Source organism: Hyalangium sp., assembly GCF_035629615.1.
GTDB lineage: Bacteria > Myxococcota > Myxococcia > Myxococcales > Myxococcaceae > Hyalangium.
Genome location: NZ_DASPHO010000740.1, coordinates 1 through 15,365, shown reverse-complemented (window position 1 = coordinate 15,365; position 15,365 = coordinate 1). Strand labels below are relative to the sequence as shown.

Annotated in this window: 16 protein-coding genes and 1 pseudogene; 10 read left to right on the top strand and 7 right to left on the bottom strand. The window is 68.2% G+C overall.

What is annotated here, in order from left to right; translation table 11 throughout:
• The first annotated feature begins 1 nt into the window (after position 1).
• Together VD972_RS36885 and VD972_RS36880 are read left to right on the top strand one after the other, a co-directional pair.
• Positions 2-2,071 (top strand): neutral/alkaline ceramidase, encoded by a 2,070-nt coding sequence (locus tag VD972_RS36885; protein ID WP_324993515.1) that lies wholly within the window; start codon positions 2-4, stop codon positions 2,069-2,071.
• A gap of 64 nt (positions 2,072-2,135) precedes the next feature.
• Positions 2,136-2,867 (top strand): DUF4476 domain-containing protein, encoded by a 732-nt coding sequence (locus tag VD972_RS36880; protein ID WP_324993514.1) that lies wholly within the window; start codon positions 2,136-2,138, stop codon positions 2,865-2,867.
• A 142-nt stretch (positions 2,868-3,009) separates the two neighbouring features.
• On the opposite strand, the gene VD972_RS36875 is transcribed toward VD972_RS36880, so the two are convergent.
• Positions 3,010-3,492 carry a hypothetical protein gene (locus VD972_RS36875; RefSeq protein WP_324993513.1) on the bottom strand — a complete coding sequence of 161 codons (483 nt, stop codon included), beginning with the start codon at positions 3,490-3,492 and terminating at the stop codon, positions 3,010-3,012.
• An 80-nt stretch (positions 3,493-3,572) separates the two neighbouring features.
• Between VD972_RS36875 and VD972_RS36870 the strand changes: the two genes are divergently transcribed.
• The gene (locus VD972_RS36870) at positions 3,573-5,105 is read left to right on the top strand and encodes a GspE/PulE family protein (RefSeq protein WP_324993512.1); all 1,533 of its coding nucleotides are present in this window, start codon (positions 3,573-3,575) and stop codon (positions 5,103-5,105) included.
• A 10-nt stretch (positions 5,106-5,115) separates the two neighbouring features.
• On the opposite strand, the gene VD972_RS36865 is transcribed toward VD972_RS36870, so the two are convergent.
• From VD972_RS36865 to VD972_RS36855, 3 genes are read right to left on the bottom strand one after another with little or no spacing between them, the layout of a single operon-like run.
• The gene (locus VD972_RS36865) at positions 5,116-6,072 is read right to left on the bottom strand and encodes a zinc ribbon domain-containing protein (protein ID WP_324993511.1); all 957 of its coding nucleotides are present in this window, start codon (positions 6,070-6,072) and stop codon (positions 5,116-5,118) included.
• Positions 6,072-6,983, bottom strand: coding sequence for a hypothetical protein (locus VD972_RS36860; protein ID WP_324993510.1), 912 nt, complete (start codon positions 6,981-6,983; stop codon positions 6,072-6,074). The genes VD972_RS36865 and VD972_RS36860 overlap by 1 nt, the downstream gene beginning before the upstream one ends.
• Positions 6,980-7,528 carry a hypothetical protein gene (locus VD972_RS36855; protein ID WP_324993509.1) on the bottom strand — a complete coding sequence of 183 codons (549 nt, stop codon included), beginning with the start codon at positions 7,526-7,528 and terminating at the stop codon, positions 6,980-6,982. Before VD972_RS36855 ends, VD972_RS36860 begins: the two co-directional genes overlap by 4 nt.
• Positions 7,529-7,675: 147 nt before the next feature.
• On the opposite strand from VD972_RS36855, the gene VD972_RS36850 reads away from it, so the two are divergent.
• Both VD972_RS36850 and VD972_RS36845 read left to right on the top strand, forming a co-directional pair.
• Positions 7,676-9,055 (top strand): hypothetical protein, encoded by a 1,380-nt coding sequence (locus tag VD972_RS36850; protein WP_324993508.1) that lies wholly within the window; start codon positions 7,676-7,678, stop codon positions 9,053-9,055.
• A complete protein-coding gene (locus tag VD972_RS36845; RefSeq protein WP_324993507.1) occupies positions 9,033-9,638 on the top strand; it encodes a hypothetical protein in 606 nt (201 codons plus the stop codon). The genes VD972_RS36850 and VD972_RS36845 overlap by 23 nt, the downstream gene beginning before the upstream one ends.
• 5 nt (positions 9,639-9,643) lie before the next feature.
• Here VD972_RS36845 and VD972_RS36840 read toward each other — a convergent pair whose 3' ends face one another.
• Positions 9,644-10,141 carry an endonuclease V gene (locus VD972_RS36840; protein WP_324993506.1) on the bottom strand — a complete coding sequence of 166 codons (498 nt, stop codon included), beginning with the start codon at positions 10,139-10,141 and terminating at the stop codon, positions 9,644-9,646.
• A gap of 15 nt (positions 10,142-10,156) precedes the next feature.
• A complete protein-coding gene (locus tag VD972_RS36835; protein WP_324993505.1) occupies positions 10,157-10,633 on the bottom strand; it encodes a GNAT family N-acetyltransferase in 477 nt (158 codons plus the stop codon).
• Between the two features lie 103 nt (positions 10,634-10,736).
• On the opposite strand from VD972_RS36835, the gene VD972_RS36830 reads away from it, so the two are divergent.
• The 5 genes from VD972_RS36830 to VD972_RS36810 all read left to right on the top strand — a co-directional run bounded on the left by VD972_RS36830 (position 10,737) and on the right by VD972_RS36810 (position 15,045).
• Positions 10,737-11,918: a GNAT family N-acetyltransferase gene (locus VD972_RS36830; protein WP_324993504.1), complete on the top strand. Its 1,182-nt coding sequence runs from the start codon at positions 10,737-10,739 to the stop codon at positions 11,916-11,918.
• Between the two features lie 73 nt (positions 11,919-11,991).
• Positions 11,992-12,966: an NAD-dependent epimerase/dehydratase family protein gene (locus VD972_RS36825; RefSeq protein WP_324993503.1), complete on the top strand. Its 975-nt coding sequence runs from the start codon at positions 11,992-11,994 to the stop codon at positions 12,964-12,966.
• A gap of 54 nt (positions 12,967-13,020) precedes the next feature.
• Complete coding sequence (locus VD972_RS36820) at positions 13,021-13,893, top strand: WGR domain-containing protein (RefSeq protein WP_324993502.1); 873 nt, start codon at positions 13,021-13,023, stop codon at positions 13,891-13,893.
• 49 nt (positions 13,894-13,942) lie between these two features.
• Positions 13,943-14,329: a hypothetical protein gene (locus tag VD972_RS36815; RefSeq protein ID WP_324993501.1), complete on the top strand. Its 387-nt coding sequence runs from the start codon at positions 13,943-13,945 to the stop codon at positions 14,327-14,329.
• The gene (locus VD972_RS36810) at positions 14,326-15,045 is read left to right on the top strand and encodes a hypothetical protein (RefSeq protein ID WP_324993500.1); all 720 of its coding nucleotides are present in this window, start codon (positions 14,326-14,328) and stop codon (positions 15,043-15,045) included. The genes VD972_RS36815 and VD972_RS36810 overlap by 4 nt, the downstream gene beginning before the upstream one ends.
• Positions 15,046-15,114: 69 nt before the next feature.
• Here VD972_RS36810 and VD972_RS36805 read toward each other — a convergent pair.
• Positions 15,115-15,365 (bottom strand): annotated as a pseudogene (locus VD972_RS36805) (hypothetical protein); the annotation flags it as partial.

The window sequence follows — 15,365 nt, the reverse complement described above, 5'->3', positions numbered from 1 at the left end:
GATGCAGACACCGTCTCGTTCCTTGCTCGTGGGGATGCTGGTCCTGGCGCTGGGCGCCTGTTCACCCGAGGGGCTCCCGGGGGATGAGGAGACCCTTGGCACGCACGAGGGGGCCGCGCTCACGGGCCCGTGTGCGGGCAACACGTCCTTCCAGGTGGGAGCGGGCATCTACGACATCACCGGCCCGGCGGCGGAGCTGGGGATGATGGGCTACGCGATGCTCGAGCAGAAGACGGCGGGCATCCACCAGCGGCTGCGCGCGCGGGCCTTCGTCATCTCCTCGCCGTGCAACGGCAAGCGCGTGGCCTTCGTGAGCGCGGACGCCGGGCAGATCTTCCAGGGCGTGAAGCAGCAGGTGGTGGAGCGGCTGCGTGCACGCTATGGCACCATCTACTCGGACGCGAACGTGCTGCTGAGCGCCACGCACACGCACAGCGGGCCGGGCGGCTTCTCGCACTACGCGCTCTACAACCTGACGGTGCTCGGCTACGACAAGCAGAACTTCGATGCCATCGTGGACGGCATCGTCCAGGCCATTGCCCAGGCGCACACCAACCTGGCGACGGGCTCCATCCGGATCGCCTCGGGGGATCTGCTCAACGCGAGCCTCAACCGCTCGCCGGAGGCGTACCTCTACAACCCCTCGAGCGAGCGTAGCTTGTACTCCTCCGACACGGACAAGAAGATGACGCTGCTGCGGCTGCAGAGCTCGACGGGGGCGGAGGTGGGCGCCCTCAACTGGTTCGCCGTGCACGCCACGTCCATGGGCAACGACAACAAGCTCATCAGTGGGGACAACAAGGGCTACGCTTCCTACCTGTTCGAGAAGAACAAGGGGACGAACTACCTGGCCTCCAAGACGTTCGTGGCCGCCTTCGCCCAGAGCAACGAGGGGGACGTGACGCCCAACATCTACGGCGGCACCAACGGCGGCGGGGCCAATGACTTCGAGAGCACGGAGCTCTCCGGCAGCAAGCAGTACAACCTGGCGAAGTCCCTCTACGACGGCGCCACCCCGCTGCTCACGGGCGCGGTGGACTTCCGGCACGCGTACGTGAAGATGGACCAGGTGCCGGTGGCTCCGCAGTACGGCGGGGGCGTGGCGCGCACCACGTGCGAGGCGGGCATTGGCATCTCCATGCTGGCGGGCGCCGAGGACGGGCCGGGCTTTGGCAGCGAGGGCAACACCTGCGCGCAGATCCGCGATGTGTGGGGCGCCTTCACCTGCGCGGTGATGACGACGCCCTGCCAGGGCGAGAAGCCCATGGTGCTGGAGATGGGGACGCAGACGCCGTACCCGTGGACTCCGGAGGTGCTGCCGCTGCAGGTGGTGACGCTGGGCAACCTGGCGCTGGTGGCGGTGCCCTTCGAGGCGACGACGATGGCGGGTCGGCGGCTGCGGCAGGCGGTGTTGAACCAGCTCGCTCCCATCGGGGTGACCCAGGTGGTCCTTGCCGGGCTCTCCAACGCCTACGCGGGCTACCTGGCCACGCGCGAGGAGTACGCGAAGCAGGACTACGAGGGAGCCTCCACGCACTTCGGGCCGTGGACGCTGGGGGCGGTGCAGCAGGAGACGGAGAAGCTGGCGGTGGCGCTGCGCAACGGCACCACGGTGGCCGCGGGCCCCACGCCTCGGGATCTGCGCAATGATCAGACGACGGTGCAGACGGGCGTGGTGTTCGACGACAAGCTGCTGTCGGTGGAGTTCGGCAGCGTCCACACCAACGCGAGCGCCTCGTACACGCGGGGGCAGACGGTGTCGGTGAAGTTCTGGGGCGCCCACCCGAAGAACAACCTGCGGCGCCAGGGCTCGTTCCTGCAGGTGCAGCGCAAGTCGGGCACCTCGTGGGTGACGGTGGCGTACGACTGGGACTGGGAGACGAAGTACCGCTGGGAGCGCAACAACTGCTTCCCCACCTTCGCCTGCTCGCACGTGACGACCGAGTGGAAGATCCCCTCCACGGCGACGCCAGGCACCTACCGCATCCGGCATGACGGCGACTGGAAGTCCGGCTGGGATGGGGCGATCCGCCCGTACACCGGGTACTCGCGAGAGTTCACTGTGAACTGATTGTTGAATGCCGGGCGACCTTGTGCGTCAGTAGGAGCGTACACCCCAAGACAAGGAAGTCGCCATGAGGGCTCTCGTACTCTCCGTCGCAGTGTTGATGTCGGTCGTTGCCTCTGCCCAGACCGCGCAAGGCATGGCTCGCCCCCCCCCGCCGGGTCAGCCGACGGGCCCCATCAACACCCGGCCTGGGCCCCCGACGCCGATCCCCGGCTACAACGACAGCGGCTCCTGGTACGACGACTACGACATCCCCGAGGGCTTCCGGCGGCGCGGCACGCTGGTGGTCATCGAGCGCGAGGAGCAGATCGATCGGATGGCGCGCATGGAGGTGCTGCTGGCCCAGGCGACGAGAGAGGGCAACAACCGGAGGGGCCGCGAGGCGCTGAGCAAGCTCCGGGAGGAGATGAACGCGATGCGGCACGACTTGAACAAGGCGCCGGACCTGCGCTCCTTCCGGCAGCGCCAGAGCCCCCGGCCCCAGCCCCCGCCGCCTCCGCCGCAGCCGCAGGTGTACCCGATCTCCGAGGACCAGCTGCAGAGCCTGATCCGGGCCGTCAACAAGGAGTCCTTCGGTGACGGCAAGCTCCGGGTGCTCGAGGCGGCGGCTTCTTCGCAGCACTTCCTGGTGCCGCAGGTGACGAAGATCCTCCAGCGCTTCTCCTTTGGCGAGGACAAGCTGGACGCGGTGCGGGTGCTCTGGCCGCGAGTGCTGGACCGTGAGAACTCCTTCCAGCTCTACCAGCTCTTCTCCTTCCAGAATGAGAAGGATCAGCTGAAGCAGATCATCGGCCGCTAACGCTCCCTGGCCTGCGCTGCACTCCTTGGCCCGCCTTGGCTCGAAAGAGTCCGGGGCGGGCCGAGTGCTTTTCAGAGGGGCTAGGCTTGTGGAGTGCGGCGACGGAGAGGGGAGGGTGAGTCAATCGTGCAGTTAAAGGAGTTCAGTCCAGTGACAGCTGCGCTGCGAGAGCGATCTCATCACGAAGGTCCGGTGGGAAGTACTCCGCGAGGATGAACCGAGCCACCTTCTTCAGGAATTCTGGCTGTTGTCTGAGCAGGGTGTCGTACTTTTCAAGAAATCCCCCGGCCGCTCCGGACCTGCGCAAAGAGGTCACGGTCGGATCGGTGTTGCTCTTTCTCATGACGAGCCCGGTCGTCGGAAGGACTTCCCAGATGCCGTCGTTGCGGAGCCTCCAAAAGGGGTAGCTCGCTTGGGTCTTTCGAGGAGGGCCGTATTCCTCCAGGAGAGAGAGCAGACGAGGTTCGAGTTCCGTGAAAGGAACCAATCTGGGTTGACCCCGCTGAACACGCGCCAATGCGAGGAGCAGCAAGAGAGGTTTGTGTACCGCCTCTTCTCCCTCTCGGGTTGATCTGCGAGTCCCTTGGACGGCGTTCAAGAACTCGTCTGCCAGATTGTATTCCATCAATGAGGCCTTGGCCCGCACGCCATGTGTGGGCTCCGGAGGTGACTGTACCAGAGCAACTCCCGGTATAGCCTGCGGGCATGTCGCAGGATCCCGAGGACTTCTCCGAGCTCTCCCAGCACACCCTTGACCGCAACTCCATGCAGATGCTGCCGGAGCCGTTCTGCCGCCGCCATCATGTGGTGGTGCTGGGCAAGGTCGACCCCGCTGCTCCCAACGCGACGGTCACCGTCGGCATGCTCGACCCGGACAACCCCAACATCCTCACGCGGATCGGCGATCTCCTGGAGCGCTCCATCCGCACCGTGCGGCTCAACCGCTACGAGATCGAGTCCGCCCTGGAGACGGGCTTCGGCGCCGGGCAGCGCGTCACCGCGGACCTCGTCATCCGCCCCCGCCCCCCGTCGCGCCATCAGCCCACCGCCATGGAGCTCGTCGACACCATTCTCGCCATGGGGGTGGAGAAGAAGGCCTCGGACATCCACATCGAGAGCTACCCGGGCGACGTGGATCTGCGCCTGCGCATCGACGGCATCCTCCACCAGATGTACACGGACATGAGCCCGGAGCTCGTCAGCGAGGTCATCAATCGTATCAAGATCCTCGCCCAGCTGGACATCACCGAGCACCGCAGGCCTCAGGACGGGCGCATTCGCGCGGTCATCGACCGGGGCGAGGACCACCGCAAGGTCATCGACTACCGCGTGAGTGTGGTCCCCAGCCCTGCTGGCGAGGACGTCGTCATCCGCATCCTCGACCCCAATGCTGGCCTCGTCCCTGTGGTGCAGCTCGGGATGGGCGAAGACATGCAGCGCATCTTCCTCCAGCTCCTCAACAACCCAGAGGGCCTTGTGCTCGTCACCGGCCCCACTGGGAGCGGGAAGACCACCACCCTCTACTCGGCGCTGGCCCAGCTCAACGACGGGCGCCGGAAGATCATCACCGCCGAGGACCCCATCGAGTACCTCGTCCCCAAGGTCAACCAGAAGCAGGTCAGCCCGCAGATGCCGTACTCCGTGCTGCTGCGCGCCCTGCTCCGCCAGGACCCCAACATCCTGCTCATGGGCGAGGTTCGCGACCTGGAGACGGGCAGCACCGCCCTCAACGCCGCCCGCACAGGCCACATCGTCCTCGGCACCCTCCACACCGCGGACGCCGTGGGCGCCATCGGGCGCCTGCGTGGCCTCGAGCTGGATGACACGGATATCGCCGACGCCTTGCTCGCCGTCCTGGCCCAGCGGCTGGCGCGCCGCATCTGCGAGAGGTGCTCGGAGCCCCGCGAGCCCACCGAGGAGCAGAAGGCGCTGCTCGGCCACTTGCTGGAGGGCATCCAGCTCCGGGCGGGCCGAGGCTGCGAGCACTGCCACCACACCGGCTACCGCAAGCGGGTGGGCATCTTCGAGCTGCTCGTGGTGGATACCGGCATGCAGGATCTCATCGTCTCAGGGGCGCACAACGCGCAGATTCGCAAGTACGCCCGCCAGCACTTCTTCAAGACCATGGTGGATGACGCGATGGAGAAGATCGCCGCCGGACTGACGACGGTGGACGAGCTCGTCCGGGTCATCCCCTATCGGCACATCATCGCCACCCGCGACGAGCGGCAGCGATGACCCGCCCCGCTCAGGAGGCCTGAATCAACAGGAACACGATCACCAGCGCCAGGGCCATGAGGACAGCCACCGCCACCTTCGCCCAGGAGACCGGTTTCTCGCCCAGCACGCAGCTCGGGTCCTGCCCGTGCACCACCACGCGGTACAGCTTCTTCCCGTAGCGGTAGGCGAGCACGTAGGCCGGCAGCGCGTAGTGCGCGGTGTCCAGGCCCGACAGCGCCACTGCCGCGCGCAGGTTGCGGTGGCGGCGACCGGGGAGATCCGCCTTGGCGATGTGCTCGCGCGCCGTGCTCTCCACCGCGGAGAGGATCTGCCGCCGCGCACCCGAGCGTGTCACATCAAAGAGCTCCACCTGCGCCCCCGGTGGCCCCTCGGGCTTCGGCTTCGCCTTGGAGATGTCATATGAGGAAGAGAGGGCCTGGGTCTCCGCCAGCGTCAGCCCCCGGGAGGCGGAGACGAGGATGTTGTGCAGCTCGAGGTGAGTCGCGCCCGAGTGCGGGGCCCAGGCGCTCCGGTGGGCCCCCGCGTCGGTGTCGGCCGTCCAGGTGACCTCGACCTGCGCGTCGAACTTCCAGCCCGGCCACCACAATGGCTGCAGCGAGTCCACTGCCGCGCGGCTTGCCAGATCCTGGGGCCGGAAGAAGCCCCCCTTGCCCAGGAACGTCTTCAGCGCCTCATGCGCCTGGTCGGTGCCCACCTCGAAGGGGACGAACCGGTCCGCCTGGTCGATTGGGTCCTCCTGCGTCTCGGTGCGCATCTCGGACGCGCAGAAGGCGCACTTCGGCGCCTGCGCCTCCACCGAGTACGCAATCGCCGCCCCGCAGTTGCTGCAGCGGATGACGCGGGCCTGCTCGCGAGCCGCGGCCCGGGGAGGCTTCGGCGTGGGCAGGGCGCAGACGGGACACCGGAGGTCCTCGGCCTCCAGCCGGCTGTGGCAGCGCTGACACTGCGCTTCGACGGAGGCCATCACATCCCCTTCAGGATCGGGGACAGCAGGAGGTACAAGCCGCCCAGCACCAGCAGCACCAGCAGCACGGCGAGCGCTACCTTCACCCATGAGACGGGCACACGCCCGTACACCTTCCCCGTCTGCCCGTTGACCAGGAAGTGCAGGGGCGGGGACTTCGGATCGTGGCGCAGCGCCATCACCCAGACGGGCAGCAGGCACACCACCAGGGACTCGTGGTGGAACTGCGTCGAGTACTGGAGATTGCGGTGCGAGTCCCCGGGCATGAAGGCGGACAGCCGCTTGCGCAGCAGGCCCGTCACCTCCGTGCGCGCCTGCTGCAGGCACTGCTCCTGGGGGAGGGAAGGCTCCTCGCTGATCCACCCGGCCACGAGCGCGTCGTCGTAGCGCCGCAGGGCCCGGAGATCGAACGGCTCGATCTGCTCCAGCTCCTCATTGGGCAGGCCCGAGGAGGCGGTGACGACCACGTCCGGGACGTACTCCGTGTGGCGGCCTTGGAGCGGACGCCACTCGGTCCGCGTCACCTGCCGTGTCCGGGTGACCGTCTTCCCGTTCTCCGTCGTCGTGTACGTCTCTGTCTCCGTGTAGTTCTCGCCGATGGCGGCGCTGAAGTCGGACTCGGCCAGCGCGCTGTAGAGCCAGGCCGGCACGTAGATGCCGCGCAGCTCCTCCACGGAGGCGTTGCGGACGCTGGAGGGCGCCCAGAAGCTCCGGCGGAGCAGCGTCTCGCGTGCCAGCTCCCGGGCCTTCTGCGGCGTCTGCACGAAGCCGAGCGCGAAGGTGGGTGGGGGCCGATCCGGGGTGGGAGGCCGCTCCACCACGGAGGGCGCCGCGCAGTACGGACACGTCGCGGTGCGGAGCGTGTCCGCCACCACCAGCTGGGCCCCACAGGACTGGCAGGACAGGTTCACCCGGGGTGTACCTTCCGCGTGCGATCCAGCCCGAAGGCTCGGCGGTACTGCCGGCGCATGAACCAGAAGGCCAGCAGCACGATGATGAGGAAGGTGAAGAGCGAGCCGAAGATGGTGATGTTCCAGCCGCGGAACTTCGACATGAACCACATGACAAGGAGGCAGGAGACGAAGAACCCCCCCATGTCCAGGATGGACCGCACCACGCCGATCTCGGCCAGCGGGAAGACCAGGCGCAGGCCGAGCACCGAGCCGACGAGGCAGAGGATGGGCGCGATCAGCAGCGCCGCGTTGGCCTCCAGGATGCTCGAGCCGCGGAGGAAGTGGCCCACGAAGAGGGCCATGATCTCGAGCACCACCGCGAACATCGCGAACCCCATCACCGCGCTCGCGATGAAGCGCCCGTCCTCGTCCGTCTTCCCTCCCTTGCCGATGAACGCCAACAGCGTGCCCAGGGCCGGGACGGCCACACCCAGCAGGAGGATGAGCTGCGCGTTCTGCTCTCCCCACTGGTAGGAAGCGTCGAAGAACTCGTTCAGGGTCATCGTTACGAGAGACCTCCGCGGTGGCGAGCGGTGCCACCCACCGCATCATAGTGCCTTCAGCGCTAGAGTCGGAAGATGGCAAAGGCCGACTCTCGGGCACGACACGCTCCGTCGTGGACGAGCCTACCTCATGAAGCGAGGCGGCTCGTGCCAGCGCTGCTTGCGTGGGTGGCTCTGACGGGGATGACTGGCTGTGCGACCGACAGTGCCGCGGGGCGACACTTCGCCTTCCAGGAGGGAGGCACGCCGCCCGGCTGCTTGCAGGACTGCGGTGGCTTTGGCCTCTGGGAGAAGAGGGATGACTTCCAGCTCCTCCAGCAGCTGGCAGGGCTGGAGGAGGACGCCTGGCACGAGGCGGGAGAGGAACTGGAGCCTGAGGAGGCGCAAGCGCTGTGGGAGGCGCTGGCTCGCACGGGGACGAGCCTCCAGAGCTTCGGTCCGCGTCGCTCCCTCCTCTTCGTGCTGCGCCAGGTGCGCACCCGGGCTGAGGACATGCCTTATGCCGAGCTGTTGCAGCGCCTGCGCTCCTTCCACTTCCTGGTGGTCATGCGTCCGGACGGCTACCTGGTCAGTGCCCTCACGGGGAGGCCTCTCCAGCGCATGGGGATGGGCCGGGTGGAACTGCGCGAAGGCAGGCTCATGGCGGGGCACTTCGAGGTGGGGGCCTTCTACCGGGACAAGGGGGGCGTCTTCTATACCGTGGACGACTCGCTGAGCCGGCCTGGAGTCATGGTGGGCGAGCTGGGCCTGGAGCGGGACTGGTTCAATGCCGCGCTGGATGGTGGAGGGGATGCACTGGGTGAGATGGCGCAGGCGCTGGCTCAGCTCGTCGACGACCCCATTCAAAGCCTCCAGGGGCTTGAACAACTGCCGTCCGCGGTGGCTGCCCTCATTGCCTCGTCGCCTGAGTACTTCGCCCGCTACTCCGCGCTGCCGTTGCAGGAGCAGATTCGCGAGGCCGCCCGGCTATCCACGCACCTGGTGATGATCTACGGCAGCGCGGCCGGCACAGCCACACGCCTCGGCACGGCGGGTGCGAGACTCCCGGTGCTGTCCCTCAGTGCGGAAGGGGCCCTGGCGATAGAGCAGGTGGTGGTACCCGTGGGCTACGCGGCGGCAGCGCTGGGGACAGGCGCTGGTGCCGTCTACGTCCTCATGGAGTCCCCAAAGGCTCCAAGTGAGGGCGCCCAGACCTCCAGTGCCGCAAAGGGAGCAGGGGGTGGCTTCAAGCCTTTCACAGAGGGCAACTTCCGGGAAAACCTCGCGCGCCTGACGGGCAAGATGCCCGAAGGGGCGCACGCCCATCACGTGTTCTCTCAGCAGTTCGCAAAAGACTTTCGGAAGGCAGGGATCAATGTCAACGATCCGAAGTTCGGCGCATGGTGGGAGCGGGCCAGCCATCTCAAGAAGGCAGTCGAATACAACAGGCGGTGGAAGAAATTCCTTGGGGACAACCCTTCATTCGAGCAGATCCTTCAGTTCGGAAGAGAGTTGGGAGGCGAGTTTGGGTTCCAAGTCAACTTCTAGGAATTTCCCCGGCTTCGACAAGACCTTCTATCTCGGGGAGTCAGGGTACAGCAGGGCGTTCCGAGGCGACTTGGACGTGGAGACCGATGCCTTTGGCTTGACTCGCGGCGAAGTACACCCAGCCCACCCGATCAGAGTCGACTGGGCGATGGGGCGTGCCAAGCCGGTCGACCCAGTGATGTGGACGACGTTTGCAGTACCGATCATTATCGCGGATTCCGTGGTGCAGCTTCTGCGATCGCACGGGTTCACCGGGTGGTCACTCTATGAGGTCGCCGTCCACGACAAGCAGGGCCAGTTGACCCCAGGCTATAGTGGCCTGGCCGTCACGGGTCGGTGCGGAAACATCGACTGGGCCCAAGGTATCGAGGTGCCCCGGATCCGTCCGGCCGGCATCTTCCCTGTGTGGAAGGGGCTCTTCTTCGATCCCGCGTCATGGGATGGCTCCGACTTCTTCATGCCCGCAGAGCGCGGCGGGTATGTGCTCGTGGTGGAAGAGGTGAAGAGGGCGTTCGAACGGGCGAAGATCCGGAACGTGACGTTCGAGCCCTTGGATCAGTTCGAAAGATCGTGGAAGGTCTGACAGCCTCATGCCTCGCGGCACAGCCGGTCCACGCGCTTGAGCAGGGTGGGCAGCCGTGACGGCCCGTGCATTCGCAGGATGCACAGCGCGGCGTCCTGGACCTCTACCCCCACGGCCGTCACCAGCAGGGGCCGCTGGCTGCCCCCTCGCAGCACCGGGATTGAGAGCCGGCTGGACTGGAACGTCGTCTTCGCCACGCCGATGACGGGGATCTTCCTCCCGAGCGCTTCGTAGAGGTGGGCGCCCAGGCCAGGCCGCTCCTCGCCCGCCAGCCACACGTAGCCGTCGATGACCACGGTCGTGAGCGGATCCGGCACCCGCGCCAGCACGCGCAGCAGCCCCGGCAGCTCCCGACGGTAGAACTCGCCAGGGACATAGGGCTCGGCGGGGGGCCCCCGGTCCACGAAGTGCGCGGTCTCGGCCGCGTCAATCCAGTCTCGGAAGATGACGCACGCCGCCAACGTCGCATCCAACCTGTAGTCCACGTCCACACTGGCGATCATCCGGGCCCCCTGGCTTCACGCAGCCGTCGCGGCGAACCGCTGGAGTGCGTCACCCGTCATGCGGCACAGCTTCCACTCGGGCGCCAGCGCCGCGCCCAGGGACTCGTAGAACTGGATGGCCGGAGTGTTCCAGTCGAGCACCATCCACTCGAAGCGCCCACAGCCGCGGTCGACGGCGATCCGCGCCAGCCGGGCGAGCAGGGCCTTGCCGTGCCCCTGGCCACGGTGCGAGGGCAGGACAAAGAGGTCCTCGAGGTACAGGCTCGGGTGGCCCAGGAACGTCGAGTAGGTGTGGAAGAAGAGCGCGTAGCCCACCAACTGCTCCCCCTCCTCGGCCAGCAGCACCTCGGCGTAGGGCCGGGGGCCGAAGAGGTGCTCGCGCAGCTGGGCCTCGGTTACGACCACCTGATGCGTGAGCTTCTCGTAGTCGGCCAGCGCGCGGATCAGCTGGAGGATGCCGGGGAGGTCGGCGGGTGTGGCGGGACGGATCATGCCCAGAATGCTAGCGCCTGGACGCGGGAAGCGCGTGCCAGCAGAGGCGGCTACCGCATATCTTGCGCCCGGGCGCTCGCGCCTGTGCAAAGGAAGGAATGACATGGAGAGGGGTAGACCGGCGTTCGGCCCTCCCGGAGATGCCGAGGAGCAGGCCGCGGTGGCGGACATCATGGCGCAGGCGTTCGCCATGCCGCTCGCAGACAGCACCGCCTGGGTCGAGAAGGCAGGGCTGGCCAACCTCCGAGTGCTGCGCGAGAAGGGGACGGTGACAGCCACGGCGCTCCCCATCCCCATGGGGCAGTGGTTTGGCGGACGCCGTGTCGCCATGGCGGGGATCGGCGGGGTAGGCGTCGCTCCCAGCGCGCGAGGGGCCGGGGCCGCCACCCGGCTCATGCAGCACACCCTCCAGGAGCTTCGCAGCCTGGGGTTCCCGCTCTCCGTCCTCTATCCCGCCACCCAGCCGCTCTACCGGCGCGCGGGCTACGAGCAGGCTGGCGCCCGGTTCGAGATCCGCGTCCAGGCCCATCGCCTCGACTTCAACGAGCGCACCCTCCAGGTGCGGCCCGTGAGTCCGGCCGATCTCCCCGCCGTCCAGGAGCTCTACCGCCGCTACGCCTCCACCCGGCAGGGCTACCTCGACCGCGGCCCTTACGTCTGGGACCGCGTGTTCCACCCTCGCAGCGAGACGGCCTATGGCTACGTCGTGGAAGGCGCCCAAGGCCTGGAGGGCTATGTCTGGCTCGTCCGCCGACGCAAGGTGGACCTCCTGCAGGAGATCTTCCTCACGGACTACGTGGTGTCCACTCCAACGGCTGCGCGGCGGCTGCTGCGCTTCCTTGGAGATCACCGCTCGCTCGCTCAGGAGGTGGTGTGGACGGGCGGCCCCATGGATCCGCTGCTCTTGCTGCTGCGCGAGCAGACCTACCAGGTGAAGCTGCTCTTCCACTGGATGATGCGCGTGCTGGACGTGCCCGCCGCGCTCGAGTCCCGGGGCTACCCGGCGGGTGTCTCCGGCACGCTGCACCTGCACGTGGAGGACGACCTCTTCCCCGAGAACCGAGGCACCTTCACCCTCGAGGTGTCCGGAGGCACGGGGCACGTCCAGCGAGGCGGCGGTGGGCTCATGAGCTTGGATGTGCGGGCGCTCGCGCCGCTCTATACCGGCTTTCTGACGCCGGAGGCGCTGCGCTCGGTGGGGGCGCTCGTGGCGGATGATGCCACCGTGCGGCTGGCGGCCACGCTCTTCTCCGGGGCCTCGCCGGCCCTCCCGGACATGTTCTGACGGGGCGGCCTGTGGCGCTGGCGAAGGTCTGGGAACGGTAGTAGGCGAGGGTCCTCGCCGAGGAGTCACGAGCATGCGCGCATTCGTCACGGGAGGTTCTGGATTCGTAGGCCGGCGGCTCATTGCGGCGCTCCGCGAGCAGGGGCACACGGTGCGGGCCCTGGGCCGCTCGGAGGCGGCTCGGGATCAGGTGCGCCAGGCCGGCGCCGAGCCCTGTGAGGGAGATCTCTCGGACGTGGAGGCGCTCAAGCGGGGCATGGAGGGCTGCGAGCTGCTCTTCCACTCTGCCGCCTCCGTGAAGGCGTCGGGCACTCGCGCCGAGCTCTTCGAGGCCAATGTGCGCGGCACGGAGAACGTCTTGGAGGCGGCGAGGGCCGTAGGCATCAAGCGCCTGGTGCACGTGAGCACCGAGGCGGTGCTCGTAGACGGAACGCCCATGGTCAACGTGGACGAGACGCGGCCCCTGCCCGAGCGGCCGATCGGCAACTACTCCTCCACCAAGTGCGCGGCGGAGCGGCTCGTGCTCTCGGTCAACTCACCCGAGCTGACCACCATCGTCGTCCGTCCCCGCTTCATCTGGGGCAAGGGCGACACCTCCGTCCTGGCCACCCTCAGCGATGCGGTAAAGTCCGGCCGCTTCCGCTGGGTGGACGGTGGACACTTCAAGACCTCCACCTGCCACGTCGCCAACTGCGTGGAGGGGATGCTGCTCGCGGCGGAGAAGGGGCGCGGAGGCCAGACGTACTTCCTCACCGATGGCGAGCCCGTTGTCTTCCGCGACTTCGTCACCGCGATGCTGAGGACGCAGGGGGTGGATCCTGGGAACAAGCAGATCCCCTTCGGGCTCGCGATGGCGGTGGCGACGGTGTCCGAGGTGCTCTGGAACTTCCTCCCCCTGCCGGGCGCCCCGCCCGTCAGCCGCCAGGAGCTGCTGCTCGCGGGCCGGGAGGTGACCGTGAGCGACGCCAAGGCCCGCCAGGAGCTGGGGTACGAGGGGCGCACGACGCGGGAGGCGGGGCTGCGCGAGATGGAGCGTGCGAAGGCCTGAGCCCAGGGCCCCCGTCCGTAGTAGCCTGGGGCCTCCAGGCCGGAGGTTCGTGGCATGCGCAGGTTCGAGTTCGTCGAGGGGACCAGCTCCAAGTTCTGGAGCCCGGAGCTGCAGGGCAGCACCTTCATCGTCACCTTCGGGAAGATCGGCACCGCGGGGCAGCGCAAGGAGAAGGCGTTCCCGGATGAGGACAGCGCGCGGCGCGAGTACGAGAAGAAGGTCGCGGAGAAGCTGCGCGAGGGCTATCGCGAGGTGACGGAGGGTGGGGAGGCGCCCGCTCCAGCGCCGAGCAAGGAGAAGGGCCCACCCCCCCTGCCCGAGCTGTCCCCCCGGCTGCGCCCGTCCAAGCCCACGGCGGAGCAGGTGACAGCGGCAGCCAAGGCGCTCTCGGCGCTGGAAGGCCGGCTCGGCAAGCGGAGCTGGCAGGTGGCCCTCCAGGCGCGGCGTGCGCGGAGGGCGCTGCGGCGCCTGGGAGGCAGCGATCCGGCGGCCCACGCCACGCTGGGAGCGGCGTTCGAGTCGCTCATGGGGCGGGTGGTGGCACCCAAGGGCGAGCCTCGGTTGCCGCTGAGGTTCGCGATGATGCTGTTGGGCGAGCTGGACGTGGCGGCGTTCGTCCGGACCGCGCAGCAGTGGAAGCGCGCGCCCGCGGGGGCTCCGGCGGCGGGAGGCGTGGCAGCGGTGGCTCGCGAGGTGGAGGCCCTGGCCGAGCCGGAGCTCGCGCTGCGCATGGGGCTGCTTCTCACCGAGCGCCCGGAGCTGCGCGGTGGCTCCGAGGTGGGGTGGCAGCGGCGCTGGAATGCGCTCAAGCCGCACGTGGAAGCGCGCCTGCAGGGCGCGGGCGGGGCGCTTCCAGCCCACCTGCGCGCCATCGAGACGGGCGGAGACGCGCACCTGGCGCAGCGCCTGGCGCGGATGGGGGCGTGAAGTGGCCGCGTGCTAGCCTCGCGGCATGAAGAGAACTTCGAGAGGGTGGTTGCCCATCGCGCTGCTTCTCGCGGCGGCGGGGTGCTCGTCGGGAAACGCGTCGAGGAGAGGCGGTAGCTCGCTCGAGGCCCGCGCGGAGGAGCTGGAGGAGCGCAACCGGGCGCTCCGGGAGGAGCTCCGCCAGAAGGAGGCGCAGGTCGAGCAGGCCTTCGCCTCGGCCACTCAGGCGGAGAACGCGGCCGGGCTCCAAGGCCTCGGGTGCACCGCGGTGATGCCGGCCAAGGCCGCGCCCAAGGGGATGCCTCGCTCGGGAGAGGTCCATGCCCGGCTGGGGCTTGCCCACCAGAGCTACCGCATGACGGCGAGCTTCTCCTCGCCGCGGGCCACGGGCCACTGGCGGGTGGTGCAGGGCAACTGCAAGGTGGCGTCGCCATGAGCCCCCGCTCGCCCTGGAGGATCGCGCTCGCCACGCTGGCAGTGAGCGCGCTGCTGGGGGGCTGTTTCTCCGTGGACCCGCGCGTGCGCGTGAAGCGGCTGGAGGACGAGCAGCAGAGCCTCCGCATGGCCGTCCAGGCCGCGGAGCAGTCCGTCCAGGCCTCCTCCGCGTACTCCGCGGAGCTGGGCTCACCCGGGCAGGCAGGCCCGGCCTTCTCCCTGTACTACACCCCCGCGATGCTGGAGCAGCTCTCCACCCAGATGTTGCCGTACCGGATGCCTGGGCGGGAGGTCCACAGCAAGCTCGATGGGGAGATCGTCATCGAGCGGCTCTCGGGCTTCCGGTTCCTCTCGCGCAACCGGCTGGCGTGCCAGGCGTTCCTGCGGGGCGTGAACGTGCGCTACACCGGCCAGGTGCCCGGGTTCGCCAAGCAGCAGGTGAAGAACTTCCAGAACGCCATCGTCAACGGCGTGGTGGCCGATCTGGAGATCCAGCTCACCCTGGAGGGCAACATCCTGCGGGCGAAGGCGGAGGCCCTCTCGGCCCAGCTCGTCTCCAAGCGGGATCGCAACGCCGAGGGCATGCTGCAGGAGGAGATGAACAAGCGCGCCCTGAGGACGCCGCTGAACTTCGATCTGGCCATCGCTGGAAGCAGCGCGGTGCCGCGCCGGCTGATCGTCACCGGCAACCACGTCGTGGTCACCTACGCGCCCTAGCCGAGGGCCCTCCCACCTCCGCAGAGGGCCTTGTGGGAGGGCCGGGCACCCGGTGAGCCGTGGGGTGGGCTACTCCTTCGCCTCGGGCTTCTTCTCGGCGCCGAGCTTGTCGATCTCCTCGGCGGGGTAGGCCTTCGCCGAGTCCAGGTAGCGCTTGTCCTGGATCTTCTTGCGATCCTTCTTGCTCACGGACTCCGGAACGATGACCGTGGGCTCGGCGCCGGAGGTGGCCTCCACCACGACACCGTCGCAGAAGAGCCACCGCGTCTTGCCGTCCGGGTCCTGGCGGGAGAAGTACAGGTCGCCGCTGCCCAGGGTCA